Annotated in this window: 12 protein-coding genes; 1 reads left to right on the top strand and 11 read right to left on the bottom strand. The window is 68.1% G+C overall.

The genetic code is table 11. The features are described 5' to 3' along the window. Positions 1 to 7: 7 nt before the first annotated feature. From ACPEH2_RS05580 to ACPEH2_RS05565, 4 genes are all read right to left on the bottom strand, one after another. Entirely contained in the window at positions 8 to 985 is a 978-nt protein-coding gene (locus ACPEH2_RS05580) for a Gfo/Idh/MocA family protein (RefSeq protein ID WP_359920339.1), read from the bottom strand. Then, positions 982 to 1,368, bottom strand: coding sequence for a DUF1304 domain-containing protein (locus ACPEH2_RS05575; RefSeq protein WP_359920309.1), 387 nt, complete (start codon positions 1,366 to 1,368; stop codon positions 982 to 984). Before ACPEH2_RS05575 ends, ACPEH2_RS05580 begins: the two co-directional genes overlap by 4 nt. Before the next feature lie 7 nt (positions 1,369 to 1,375). Beyond that, positions 1,376 to 2,020 (bottom strand): hypothetical protein, encoded by a 645-nt coding sequence (locus ACPEH2_RS05570; RefSeq protein WP_254631846.1) that lies wholly within the window; start codon positions 2,018 to 2,020, stop codon positions 1,376 to 1,378. A gap of 68 nt (positions 2,021 to 2,088) precedes the next feature. After that, positions 2,089 to 2,784: a TetR/AcrR family transcriptional regulator C-terminal domain-containing protein gene (locus ACPEH2_RS05565; RefSeq protein ID WP_359920305.1), complete on the bottom strand. Its 696-nt coding sequence runs from the start codon at positions 2,782 to 2,784 to the stop codon at positions 2,089 to 2,091. A 69-nt stretch (positions 2,785 to 2,853) separates the two neighbouring features. Between ACPEH2_RS05565 and ACPEH2_RS05560 the strand changes: the two genes are divergently transcribed. Next, positions 2,854 to 3,171 (top strand): hypothetical protein, encoded by a 318-nt coding sequence (locus tag ACPEH2_RS05560; protein WP_217529425.1) that lies wholly within the window; start codon positions 2,854 to 2,856, stop codon positions 3,169 to 3,171. Between the two features lie 10 nt (positions 3,172 to 3,181). Here the strand turns inward: ACPEH2_RS05560 and ACPEH2_RS05555 are convergent, their stop codons facing one another. From ACPEH2_RS05555 to ACPEH2_RS05525, 7 genes are all read right to left on the bottom strand, one after another. Further along, complete coding sequence (locus tag ACPEH2_RS05555; protein WP_359920302.1) at positions 3,182 to 4,372, bottom strand: MalY/PatB family protein; 1,191 nt, start codon at positions 4,370 to 4,372, stop codon at positions 3,182 to 3,184. Between the two features lie 291 nt (positions 4,373 to 4,663). Beyond that, a complete protein-coding gene (locus tag ACPEH2_RS05550; protein WP_359920299.1) occupies positions 4,664 to 5,248 on the bottom strand; it encodes a PIN domain-containing protein in 585 nt (194 codons plus the stop codon). A gap of 25 nt (positions 5,249 to 5,273) precedes the next feature. Beyond that, on the bottom strand, positions 5,274 to 5,798 hold the full coding sequence (locus ACPEH2_RS05545) for a helix-turn-helix domain-containing protein (RefSeq protein ID WP_204964613.1): 525 nt from the start codon (positions 5,796 to 5,798) through the stop codon (positions 5,274 to 5,276). A 112-nt stretch (positions 5,799 to 5,910) separates the two neighbouring features. Next, complete coding sequence (locus ACPEH2_RS05540; RefSeq protein WP_359920296.1) at positions 5,911 to 7,032, bottom strand: DUF3322 domain-containing protein; 1,122 nt, start codon at positions 7,030 to 7,032, stop codon at positions 5,911 to 5,913. Beyond that, complete coding sequence (locus ACPEH2_RS05535; protein ID WP_359920293.1) at positions 7,029 to 10,382, bottom strand: ATP-binding protein; 3,354 nt, start codon at positions 10,380 to 10,382, stop codon at positions 7,029 to 7,031. Before ACPEH2_RS05535 ends, ACPEH2_RS05540 begins: the two co-directional genes overlap by 4 nt. Continuing rightward, on the bottom strand, positions 10,379 to 11,038 hold the full coding sequence (locus tag ACPEH2_RS05530; protein WP_053547123.1) for a DUF4194 domain-containing protein: 660 nt from the start codon (positions 11,036 to 11,038) through the stop codon (positions 10,379 to 10,381). The genes ACPEH2_RS05535 and ACPEH2_RS05530 overlap by 4 nt, the downstream gene beginning before the upstream one ends. Beyond that, positions 11,035 to 12,486 carry a DUF3375 domain-containing protein gene (locus tag ACPEH2_RS05525; protein ID WP_423718464.1) on the bottom strand — a complete coding sequence of 484 codons (1,452 nt, stop codon included), beginning with the start codon at positions 12,484 to 12,486 and terminating at the stop codon, positions 11,035 to 11,037. Before ACPEH2_RS05525 ends, ACPEH2_RS05530 begins: the two co-directional genes overlap by 4 nt. Between the last annotated feature and the right edge of the window lie 23 nt (positions 12,487 to 12,509).

Genomic DNA, 12,509 nt, shown 5'->3' with positions numbered 1-12,509 from the left:
GGGCGCTTCAGCCGAGGCGGAGGCCCGCGGAGGCGACGGCGCGGAGGGCGACGTCGAGCACCGCCGCGCTGTGGTCGAGCCGCCGGTCGCGCTCGGCGAGATCGCGCTCGGCGATCATCCGCACGAAGGCCCGGAACTCCGCGGTCATCCGATGCGGGTCGTCGTCGAGGGCGATGCGCTCGCTCGTCCCGTCCCGCAGCAGCAGCTCGACGGCGGCGATCTCGTTGGGCGGTCCGTCGACGATCATGACGCCCTGCGTCCCCTGGATCTTCGTGCGCGAGGGGCCCGGCGAGTCCTTCGCGGCGACGCAGACGGCCGTCAGGTCGGGGTAGCCGAGGACGGCGACACCCGACGTGTCGACACCGCGCTCCATCCGGGGCGTGTAGACGACAGAGTCAGGGGCGCCCACGAGACCGACGACCAGGTGCAGCGCGTAGATTCCGAGGTCCATGAGGGCGCCGCCGCCGGCCGCCGGGTCGAAGGCGGGCGCGACGTCCCCCGCGCGGAACGCGTCGTACCGCGAGGAGTACTGCGAGTACTCGCACTGCACGAGCCGCAGGTCGCCGAGGCGGCCGAGGTTCCGCCGCATCCACTCGACGTTCGCGAGGTACTGCGTGCTGATGGCCTCCACCAGGATCAGCCCGCGCTCCTCGGCGAGCGCGCGGAGCTCGGCGAGGTCCTCGGCGCGCAGCACGAAGGGCTTCTCGCAGACGACATGTTTTCCGGCGAGCAGCGCCCGCCGCGCGACGTCGGCGTGCAGCACGTTCGGCACCGCGACCCACACGGTGTCGACGGCAGGGTCGGCGAGACAGGCGTCGAGGTCGGTGAAGACGGACGGGATGCCGTGGGTCACCGCGGTCTGCTCGAGCTTCGCCCTGCTGCGCTCGGTGCCGACGATCGCGGCGAGGGTGACGCCCGGGATCTGCCGGGCGTGGGGCAGGAACTCGGCGACGATCTTGCCGGCGCCGACGACCGCGAGTCTCAGAGCGCCAGTCCGATCGCGAGCAGGACGACACCGAGCAGCGGCGCCGTCAGCTGGATCATCGCGGCGCGCGCCTTGGAGCGATCCGACAGCAGCAGCACGAGACCGGCAGCCACCATCGACCCGGCGCCGACGAAGACGAGGGTCGCGCCGATCGCGGTCGATCCGGTCGCGACGAAGACGATGCCGAGGAAGACGGCGATCGCGAGGAAGAGGTTGTAGAAGCCCTGGTTGTAGGCGAACGGCTTCGTGACGTGCACGGTCTCGTCCGTCGTGCCGAAGGTGCGCCGCGCCGCTGCCCCCGACCATGCGATCGACTCCAGATAGAAGATGTAGACGTGGATGGCGGCGCCGAGCGCCGCGAACACCAAGCCGGCGATGATCATGCCGCCATCATCCCAGACGCACCGCGTCGCGCCAGAGCGACGCGACCTCGATCGGGTCGCTGATGCCGAGCGGGGCGCCCCCGGCATCCCGCGTGAAGGCGAGGAGCACCGGCGAACCGTCACGACCGCGGACCACCCGACCCGCATAGGCGGGGGCGGCGGCGATCAGCCGGGCGTCGTCGGGGCGCGCGTCGATCGGGACCTGCCCCGTCGGCATCGCCCAGACGCCGTCGACGCCGTCGGAGCGCGTGGCGCAGAACAACGTGAGGTGCTCCTCCCCCACCAGGACCGTCTGCAGGACCTCGAGGTGGGGGAAGCGCGTCGACACCGCCCCGAGGTGCGGCTGAGCGGTCCAGGTGTCGAGGTCGGGCGACCAGGCGTGGCCGACGACACCCCCCGAGCGGTCGTGATCGCCTCGAGGGCGGCGGCCTCGGACGCCGGCGCCGTGCCGGTCAGGTCGGTGACGAGGCGCAGGAAGGCCCGATCGTTCCGCGCGAACACGGTGTAGGTCGAGCCCGGGCTCGGCGAGGGTCTCGTCGAGCCCGGTCGCGCGGAGGGCCCGGACCAGGATGTCGTAGCCGGACGCGTTGCCGTCGGGGGTGCCGCCGCCGGAGGCGTTCACGGCGACGTCGACGATGGTGCCGGCGGACATGTCGGGCGCCACTGTGTATTCCCGTCGAAGGACCGCCGCGGATGCACCCGGCGAAAACGATCTGCGCGCTACGGCGACAGCTCGGCTTCGAGCCTGTCGAGGAGGACCTCAAGGGCGGTCTCGAACTCCTCCTTGCTGTGGTCCTCGCTCAGGAGGGGGCGTAATCGGCGCACCTGCGGCGCGTCGTCCAGGTCGTCCTCGCCCGAGAAGGAAGGCTCCCCCGTCCCGGACGCGGCCCCCACCCCACCGACGTCGGCACCGCGGACGGCGGTCTCGAGGAGCAGCTGACCGAGCAGGAAGCTGCTGAAGCCGCGATAGGCACGGACCGCCTGCTCGTCGGAGAACCCGTGCGCCAGCAGGACGCGCAGAAGGATGTCGACGGCCTCGATGCTGCGCAGCGGCGGGCGCAACCACGGCGCGGCGGGGTGGCGGGTCACGATCAGGGGGAAGGCGAGCGGATGCGTGATCGCGATCTCGCGCACGGCGTGGGCCACGTTCTGCAGGAACGTCTGCCAATGCTCCTTGGCCTCGCGCTCCATCACCTCGGTGAGCTCCGACGTCAGCAGGTCGACGACGCCTTCGAGGAGGTCCTCTTTGCCGTGGACGTGGCGGTACAGCGACATCGCTTCAACACCCAGGTGATTGCCCAGGGCGCGCATCGACAGTCCTACGGGACCCGAGCGATCGACCAGCTCGAGCGCCGCGTCGACGATACCTGCGCGACTCAGTCGCGGCGTCATCGCACGATCGGTCTGTCTGCTCATGAGGAGCCTCCACGCCGATCCTCCCCTTTTCTCGGCGGATCCGCATGCTTACAGCGTAAGCTTGCGCTGATGGGACGTTTGGCATTCGGCTCCGAGACGGTCACGCTCGATGACCGCCTCCTCGCTCACCTCGAAGTCGTGATGGTGACGAAACTGCGGCGTCGCGAGCCGTTCATCCTCACGTGGACGGTCGACCCGAGCCTCGGAAGCGGCCGCGTCTCGCGCTGGGTGGGCGTGTCCACCAGTTGGGACATTCGCTACCAGAGCCGTTCCAGCGGTCCGCTGAACCCCGCGTGGATCGAGAGCCTCATGGCCACCGCGAACTCCCCCGGCGGACTCCGCATCGTGCCGGAGCCCGACGAAGAGGAGCAGGTCGCCGGTCTCTGAGAGCCGGTGATCAGGCGCCCGCGACGCGGCGGGCGGCATCCCCCATCGCGTGGACGGCTTCGCGCAGGACCGGGCGCGGCGTCGCGAACACGATGCGGACGAAGTCCTCGTAGCCACGGCCGAGCAATGCGCCGTCGGTGAGGACGACTCCCGCCTCCTCGCGGAAGAAGGTCGCCGGCGATGTCGGCAGGTCGAGGCCGGCCGCGTCGATCCACCCGATGTAGGTCGCCTGCGGCGGGGTGTACCGCGCGCCGGGGAGGTGCTCGGCGAGCACTCGCTCGAGCTCGTGCCGCTCGGCATCCAGGTACGCGATCACATCGTCGAGCCACGGCCGCCCGTCGCGGTAGGCGGCGATCGCCGCGACGACGCCGACGGTCGCCGCGCCGTGCTGCACCGCGAATCCGAAGCGGCGGTACGCGGCCTGGTCGGCGTCGTTCGAGGTGATGAGCTGCGCGGTCTTCACCCCGGCGAGGTTCCACGCCTTCGACGCGCTCGTGCCGGTGATCGTGTGGGCCGCCGTCGCCTCGGACAGCGACGCGTACGGCACGTGGGGCGCGCCGTCGTAGCGCAGCGGTGCATGGATCTCGTCGGCGAACACCCGGCCGCCGTGCCGTTCGACGACCTCGGCGAGCGCGGTCAACTCCTCGCGGTTCAGAACGGTGCCGGTCGGGTTGTGCGGGTTGCACAGCACGAGCGTCCGCGCCCCGGCGGCGAAGGCCGCGTCGATGCCGTCGAGGTCGTGCTGCCAGCGGCCGTCCACCACGACTCCGGGTACCTCCACGACGGGGTGTCCGATGGTCGGCAGGTAGGTGAGGAAGGGCATGTACGCGGGGGTGGGCACGATGACCGCCGACCCCGCCGGCGCGTACTCCGTGATCGCGACGCCGAGGGCGGCCATGACGTCCGACACCGGGTGCACCCGCTCGGGGTCGACCTGCCACCCGTATTCCGTCCGCATCCAGTCCGCCGTCGCGTGCCCGAGTTCGGCCGCGAGCGGCGGGGACAGATAGCCGAGGATGCCGTCGGTCACCGCTCGCTGCAACGCCTCCGAGACCGGCGGCGCGATGCCGAAGTCCATCTCGGCCACCCACGCGCCGACGGACCCCGGGTGCAGGCTCCACTTGCGGCTCTCGGGACGATCGAAACGCGACCGATCGATCCGGTCGAACGGGTGGGATCCGATCGGAGACAGGGCGCTCATCCTCCGACGATGCGGGGTGCGCGGCGGCCGTGCAAATCGGGTCGTAACACTCGGCATCCGAAACGCCGGAAGCCCCGGCGAACCGGGGCTTCTCGTGGCGGAGACGGAGGGATTTGAAATCGCGCCGATGGCAACTGGACCCAGCTGAAACCGCATGATTCCGCGTGTTCTGAGGTCACAGACGTTCTCCTCGATTAGGTCAGCGCGGTTCGATTCGTGGCAGAAACGTGGCGGGTGTTCGGCGCGAAACCAGGTGGCTGCACCCCGCTCTTCAGTCATGCGAACTGGAGGCTACGCGGACGCAGCTTCGACCATCATCTCGACGGCTTCGATCATGCCGTATCGGTCGCGCAACGTGTCCAGGATCTCCTCGACGGTGAGCGCTGCACCGTAGCGGCCGGAACGACTCGCGATCTCCCGCACCGCGGCGAGCGCATGCCCGGGGTTGAGCGCGACAGTGTTCTTCGCGAACTCCCTGGCGCTGAGCACCTGGATGCCCGGCGGAATCTTGGCTGCAGGGAAGTCCTTCAGGTTCTCGGTGACGATCGCTCCGGCTCCCGCGATGACGGCCGTAGCGACCACGTGCTCGTCATTCGGATCGGGAAGCCCGAAGGTACCTTCGAGCGGTTCCCAGCCTTCGACCTCCGCGTCGGCGAACTCTCGCCGCATCGCGGCGATGAGGGTTGCTGCGCGGCTGGCAGCCTCCGCTACGGGTATCCCCCGCTTCACAAGCTTGACTTCCTCGTGGAACTCGAGTTCGTCGAGGATCGCCGAGCTCCAGGTCGGTCGATACGCGCCCTCGACCGCGAGCGAAAGGAGGAAGTCGCGTTGCAGGCTCGGCCACAGCACGCTGGTGTCAAGGGTCGCCGTGAACACGACCCCATCCTGTCAGTCTGCGAGGTCAGAGTCGGGCTGCCCGCCTTGCGGCGACCGCCTTCCTCGCCGCTCTGAGGTCCTCGAGCGTCTGCTCGATGTTGTCTTCGTCGACGGCGTCGCGCGTGGCGGCGAGCATGTCGTACTGACGCTCCCGACGGCGCTCTCGGTACTCGAGCAGATCCGCGAGGAGAATGCGTCGGTGCGTTCCCGCCTTCTCGAATGGGATCTCACCCTCGTCGAGGAGCTTCACAATGGTCGGGCGGCTCACGTTCAGGAGATCCGCTGCCTGCTGGGTGGTGAGCCGTGTTGCCTGGGGTACAACTGACACGGCAAGCCCGCTCTGCATCGCGTCCACGATCTTGCGGAGAGCGAGGTAGACCTCTTCCGGAAGCTCGACCTGGTCGCCTGGACGCGCGCCCGCAAGGAAGTACCTCGGCTCGGGAAGAGCCCGGCCGGCGGCCTCATGGGCGGTGAGGAAGTCCAGCACAGGGGCAAGCTCGACTTCCCTGCTGGGAAGGTACGTCTCTTCAACGACGGCAGCGCGAGACACGGAAATCACCTCAATACACGTAAACGCAGGAGGTTGCGTTTGTTGCGATTACGGTAGCACGCGTCGCTGACAGGCCAATAGGAGCGCGCTGGGGCAACGACCAGATGCCTCGTCAGGACACCCCGAGCCGTTCGAGCGCGTAACTCCACGGGAGGCGCTCCTGCTCGAGGCGTATGTTGCCCTCCGCGCTCAGCGACTGAAGAGTCGCGCGCTCATCAGGCTTGAGCAGCTCGAACACGCCGACGTTCGGATCCGGATCGGTCCCCCACAGATCACGGTGAGCGAACAGAGTATCCATATCCATCAACGCCGACGTTGCGTCCACACCCCTGGCTCGAAGTCGGTTGAGTATGGCGAATCCGTGCGAATCGAGATCGCCCCAGTAGGTGACCGTCTGCGCCCACGGGAGGCGGGCGACGAGATCGACGCGGTGACCACCACCGTGCACTGCTACAGCTCGGGGCACATCCGGCATCGCGAGCAGGGTGGCGAGGTTCTCGAACACGAACACGCGCTCGGGTCGGATCGTGCTTGCCGCAAGGTCGTCGACGGGCGCCGACACATCGGTGAGCCCCTGGAACGAGAGCGACGGATCGAGAGCACGGATCCGTATGAGCGGTGACGGCTCGCGAAGGCCCAGTCCGGGCGCTCCGGTTCCCGCCCGATGCAACGCCTCGACGAGTCCGCGGCGAGATTCGATCCATTTGGTGTGGATGCCGCGGATCGGCAGTTCCCGCACCAGGTGGCCCGATTCCGGGTTCTCGCGCAACCAGGCCAGCACATGGACGAGCCTGTCGAAATCGGCACCATCGAGATCGCTGATCGCGCGGCCATGGGCGCGGAGCACGCCGCTGGCGTCGGAACCGGCCAGGTCCCTCAACTCGTCAAGTCGCGCCATCAGACGTCGCCAACCCTCCGCCTCGCCCGCCGCTCGAGCGATCGAATCCGAACCGCGCAGCACCGCGCGAATGGGGACTTCCTGCGACCCGATGCGTGACCAATGGCGGACGACCCACTCGAGCTCGATACCCGAATCCTCGCTCACACCGCGCCAGGCGTCGACCCACCGTCGAACCAGATTGAGATCGTCCAGCGCCTCCCGCTCCGTCGGCGGGCGTAGCGGAACGTCGAGCACGACATCGGTCTGCTGCTCGGCGGCCCAGGTGCGTGCATCGCGGTCGAAGAGCTTCTTCGCCCGCGCGCGCAGGTCAGACGGTGTGACAAGCGTGGTCACACGCGCGACTCCGCGTGCGGCGGGGTGGCGACCTCAGGTTCACCGACCGAGAACACCACGTTCGCCAGCCGTGAGGCGTCGCGGTCGGGGTTCGATACCGACGTGATCGCACCCACGTACGGCTCGAGCGTCTGCAGCAGCTTCTGCGGTGTCGCGAGGATCATGTGGAATCCGAACTCGCGGAACACCTCCATCGCGTTGCGCGTGTATCGGCTGTCAGCCTTGTCGAACGCCTCATCGAGCACGATCGACCCGAACCTCGGAACCTCGTCCTCTTCTTCAGTCAGCTGGTACCGCAGCGCTGCCGCGAGGCAGAAGATGACGAGCTTCTGTCGCTGACCACCCGACAAGCCCTCTGCGGAGTCATACACCCGCACAACGCGGCCGGCGACGTCCTTCTCCCGCGCGAGGAAGCTCACGTGAAGCCTCGTGTCGAGCACCCGGTTGCGCCAATCGATGTCGACGCGGTCCTTAGATCCGAGTCGACCGATTACGCGCTGCAGCACGGCGAATCGTTGCTCGGCACCGGCGGCCGACTCGTCGGCCCAGTTGCCTTCAACGATGCGACGGAGGTCCGTCAGGAACTCGTCGACCTCCGGGGTCCGCGTCGTCTTCACATCGATCTCGAGGAAGCGGTCCGCTCCCTCGAACGGGGACCGCCCCAGGGATGCGTTGACGGGGAGGATTCGCTCACGGATGAGACCCGGGGCGTCGCGGAGGTCGCTGAGCAAGTGTGCGACGACGTCCTGCGATCGTTCCCGCAACAGCTTGCGGAACTCGGACTCCTTCTCGGGCAGGCCGCGGGCGATGATGCCTTCGCGCAGTTCCCGGTAGCCGTAGCGGTCGCGGATGTCAGCAGTCAGCTCTGCGGATGCAGCGGGCCACCCGAGCCGAAACTCGGCGGCGCGCCCGGCGAAGCTGGCCTCAGCATCCGCTGCGCGACTGGCCGAGGCGTCCTTCTCCTTCGAGAGTGCCGACTGCACCTTTCGCGCGACTTCGTCCACCGTCTCCAGGCTCACGGAGCGTCGCTCGGCTCGGAACCGGCCTTCGAGGGCGTCGGCGATCCGCTCCTCGACCGGTGCATATGGGGTGGCCTCGAGTTCGGCGACGTGTGCCGCGATGCTTTCGACGTGACTGCGGGCGACAGCGTGGGCTCCGAGCGCTCGTGCGTGCTTCGCGTTCGTTTCGTCCAGTCGCCGGGTCGCTCGCTCCGCGGCCTCCTGTGCTTCGCGGAGAGTCCCCGACTCGCTGGTGAGCACCCGGAGATCGTCGCGCTGGGCCGCGGTGACCGCCATCGCAGTTGCGAGGTCCACTTGGTCCCAGCTGAACGTCGACACGCGTGTGAAGACGTCGCGCCGACTGACCGCGTCCTGACGAAACGAGTCGGCCTCGGCGTCGCGGGCGGATGCTTCCTCCATCGCCGCCATCGCGTCCCGCCGACGCTCAAGCAATGCCTCGAGCCGCGCGTGGGTGTCGCCGCCCAGCACCCATCGAGTGGCATCACCGACCTCGTGACGGTCGTCCTTCTCATACCTGCGTGAGTTGCGCTTGACCAGGCCGCCGATCGTGACGCCACGCTCGACGTCATCAAGCTCGTCGGGGTGCGAAACGCAGGCGTAGTCGAACTCGGAGGCCATGCGCTTGCGGACGTAGGACGCGAAGGGCCCATCGCTCACCGCGAGGCGATGAACGAGCGAGCGGGCATCCTTGGGGCGACGCGGCTCGTCGACGGCGTGCGGGACCGCTTCGATGACGAGCCGGACACCGAGTGTCCGCGAGTCGGCTGCCCGACGTGCGGCGACAAGATGTTCGTCCCGCACGAGGAGCGTCGACGCAAACGGAGCGAGCACTCGCTCTGCCGCGCCGCGCCAGGCGGAGTGCTGCTCGGCAACCGAGATCAGCTCGCCCGCAAAGGGGAATGTCGATGCCGGCACACCGACAGCGTCCGCGAGGAATCGTCGTGCGCTCAGAAGCTTCTCGTCGAGGTTGCTCCGGTGATCTCTCAGCGCCTGAATCTGCCTGGTGACTTCGTCCAGCGCCTTACGCGCCTGACTCGCGGCGTCACGGACCTCATACGACACAGCGGGGATGTCGCGCGCAACCTCGGTGACGGCCGCGGCAAGGAGCTCCGCAAACTGCTCGGGGTCTTCGGGCGTTGGTGCGCCGATGCGCATCAGCTCTGCGGTCAACTGAGCTCGATATTGCCTAGTGACGTCCTCGGCACGCTGCGCACTGTCGATCCGCTCCTGCAGAAGCTCGACGCGCGCGCCGCCCTCGTCCCGGACCCGCGCCTTCGCGGTTTCCAGCGCCTCTGCCGCCAACTGCTGCTCTCGCGCGGCGTCACTCAGGTCGCTCTCGGCGCGCGCCAGCGCGGCGCGTGCGGGGCCCGCAGCTTCCTTCGCGAGCCGCAACTTGAGTCCCGCTGTGAAGGGCTCGACCCCGTCGTGCAGATCGGAGATCGCCGCCATCTCAGCGCCCGCCAAGTCGAACGCGGTGATCGCCTCGTCGACCTTGCGGAGCGCATCAGCCTGCTTCCTCAGGTCGACCACGTGCTTGTGCGCGGCATCGAGCTCCGTGAACTGCTCAACGGCGGTCTCGGCCCGCGCGAAGGTCCCTGGCTGGTCGAGCATGAACCCGCGGAACAACGCGTCGAGGGTGCCGAGGTTCTTCGCTGACTGTGTCTTGTGGAGAAGCTGAAGCGTCGCATCTCCGCGGAAGCCGAACTGACGGATGATCCGCTCGTGAAAGCGTCCGTGTCTCCCGCCGGTGGTGATCAGCGCGTCGGGGAAGGCCTTCGACATGCGACGCGCGTCAATTCCGCCTTCGACGTGCGGCTTCACGTCGAGAAGCTTCACGTGACCGCGGGTGAAGATCCGTGCGTCCTTCAACGCGGTCGGTTCGGTGCGCGTGCCCGATGCGTGGAACACCCGCAGCAGGACGACCGGTTCATCGCGGAGATTCTCGTAGCGCAGCAGGATGCCGCTCCAGGTTGCCTTCGAGCGCAGGTAGGTCGTGGTGGCCCGATCGGCAGTCTCGTCAGCTTCCTTGCTCCAGGCGCCACGCACATAGCTCATCAGCGTCCGATCGCTCTGCCGGGAAGCGCCATCCTGAGCCGCCGCGTTGAGGCGCAGCCACCTGTCGGGGGTGAGGACGGCGGCAATCGCGTCGAGTAGCGACGACTTGCCCGATCCGGATGCGCCGGTGAACAGGTGGCCGGCGCGCGCGACATCCACGGAGACGTGGCCGGCGAACGTGCCCCAGTTGACGAGTTCGATTTGGGCGAGTCGCCACTGGCCGGGCCTGGTCGGATCGACCTCCGGCTCGTCGGTGGGGAAGCTCAGCATCGTCATTCTGTGTCATCCTCGGCATCCGTCGACGGGGCAGCGGATTCTCCTCCGCCCTCTCGGGCGATCCGGTGGTACTCCGATGTGATCGCGCGAATCTGGTCGGCATCGACGAGCAGTCGGAGCACGGGCGAAATCTCGGCACGGTCATCGCCAACGGCGTGCAACACGCGGAGCTTGTTCTGCATCTTGTTCCACGACGAGTTGACGCGGCTCGCGAAGTCCTTCTCATCACGGTCCGGGGTGCGGAACACGGCGAGCTGCTCGAACACCTCCGCCTGCCCGACGATCACCCGACCGCGACCCTCCTCGCTCAGCAGCGTCTGGCGCAAGACAAGCAGCATTGCGGTGTCGAGGAACGTCAACGCCTCAGACCGCACTGCCTTCGGGGCGTCCTCGGACGGAGCGTTGCGGACGAAGGCGAACTCGTTGTCCCGATCGATAACCAATTCGAGGAACAAATCGGCGAGCCGGGAGCGGAGGACAGCCTCGTCGGTGAGCAGCACCGCCCACAGCTGCGCCTCGCGCGCTCCGGAAAGATACGGGCCACGCACCAGACGCAGCAAGACGCGCCTCGTGCGATCAGGGAGTTCGCCGGCGTCGCCACGCCAGAGGCCTCCGTGCTCGTCGGGGGCGACATCCGCCGTGGTCGACTCGGTCATGCCACCGCTCCTGTGAATCGGTGCGCGGCCACAATCGCCGCACGCGGGACTCCGTCGGCGCCCTGCCAAGCGAGTACCTCGGGCTCATCGTCAACGGTGCCCTGCTCGGCGGCGATCGAGAGAAGTCCGATCACGCTGCCGACCCCCTGCGTCGCGGGGTATCGAGCAAGGACATCTGCGACGGTGCACGAGGGCACCTCGGCGAGCAGGTCGTTGACGTTCCGGGTGAGTTCGTCGAAGTCGATCTCGGTTTCGCGAGCGATCGCCCGCAGCTCCTCGAGGCTCGCGAGGGATGTCGTCTGCGTGACGATCTCTTCGGTGGCGGCGAATTCGGCGGGGTCGTGAAGGTCGATCGCCCCGACGCTCGACAGCGCAACGGCCGAGAGATCCAGCGTGAGAAACGTCGGATGCCACGGACGCGTGTGTGCGGCGGCTTCCACCCCCGCGTGCTGAGCCTCCCGCAGAAGAGTCCGCAGGACCCGGTCGCGCTGGTAGTCCTGCGACTGCACGTAGCGGCGGAGCGCCCGGGCGAACAATGTGATGACATCGTGGATCTCCGCGCTTCGTCCCTTGAGCGTTGCGAGGAAGGCGCGCAGTGCCCGGCGCTCATCCGAGGTGAGATCACGAGCGAATCTGCGGTCGAGGATGCGACGGATGTCGGCCTCGAATGCGGCACCGAGTGCAGGGTCGAGCACGAGCTGGGAGAAGGCAGCGAAACTGCGGCCTGCATCCGAGTCGGAGATGTGGTCGATTCCGCGGAAGACTTCGTCGACGACTGACGCCTGAGAAACATCGGACTCGACGATCTTCGCCCTCAGCGACGCATTCAGCGTCTCGAACTCGGCACGCACCCGAGCAAAGTCGTCCGGCACGTCCGCCGCCTGCGCCAGCACGTCGCGAACGCGCTCGAGCGCCCGGTCTTCATCGATCGCGGACTCGTCACCGGAACGCAGGCTCTCGATCCGCCGCTCAATCGACTCGATCTCTTCCTCGAGTAGCGCGATGCGCGCTGACACGTCAGGATCGGTGTCGATCGCGAGGCGACGGACCTGCGCCGCAAGACTCGCAAGCCGAGACTCGGTCACACTCGAACGCGGGGCGGCACGCCCCTGCAAGAAGCGGATCCCGGCGATCGCATCCGGGGAAAGCTCGAGCGTCTCACCCCGCGCTTCCGATGACGGCCGACGCACCAGGAAGCCGGCCGATCGCCACTCCCCGCAGTACCCCTTCGCAGTCAGCGGCAAGATCAGCCCCTGCGCACGGAGCCGCTCGAGGTCGGCATCGATCCGCTCGTACAGCTCCTCAGCGTCGACTCGGCGCTCGTCTCCGCCCAGGTGGGTGCCGAGAAGACCGGCGACCACGGGTGCGCTGTCGGCTCGAAGCAGCTTCCACGCCGCATCGCGCTCCGCAAGCTGGAGGAGCTCGAGAACCTGGGCGACGGCGGGCACGCGTCCATTCTGAAGGAACACAC

This window comes from Microbacterium sp. NPDC064942 (assembly GCF_049545525.1).
GTDB lineage: Bacteria > Actinomycetota > Actinomycetes > Actinomycetales > Microbacteriaceae > Microbacterium > Microbacterium gawkjiense.
Note: the sequence above shows the minus strand (reverse complement) of the source record. Positions and strands in the feature narration are given on the sequence as shown.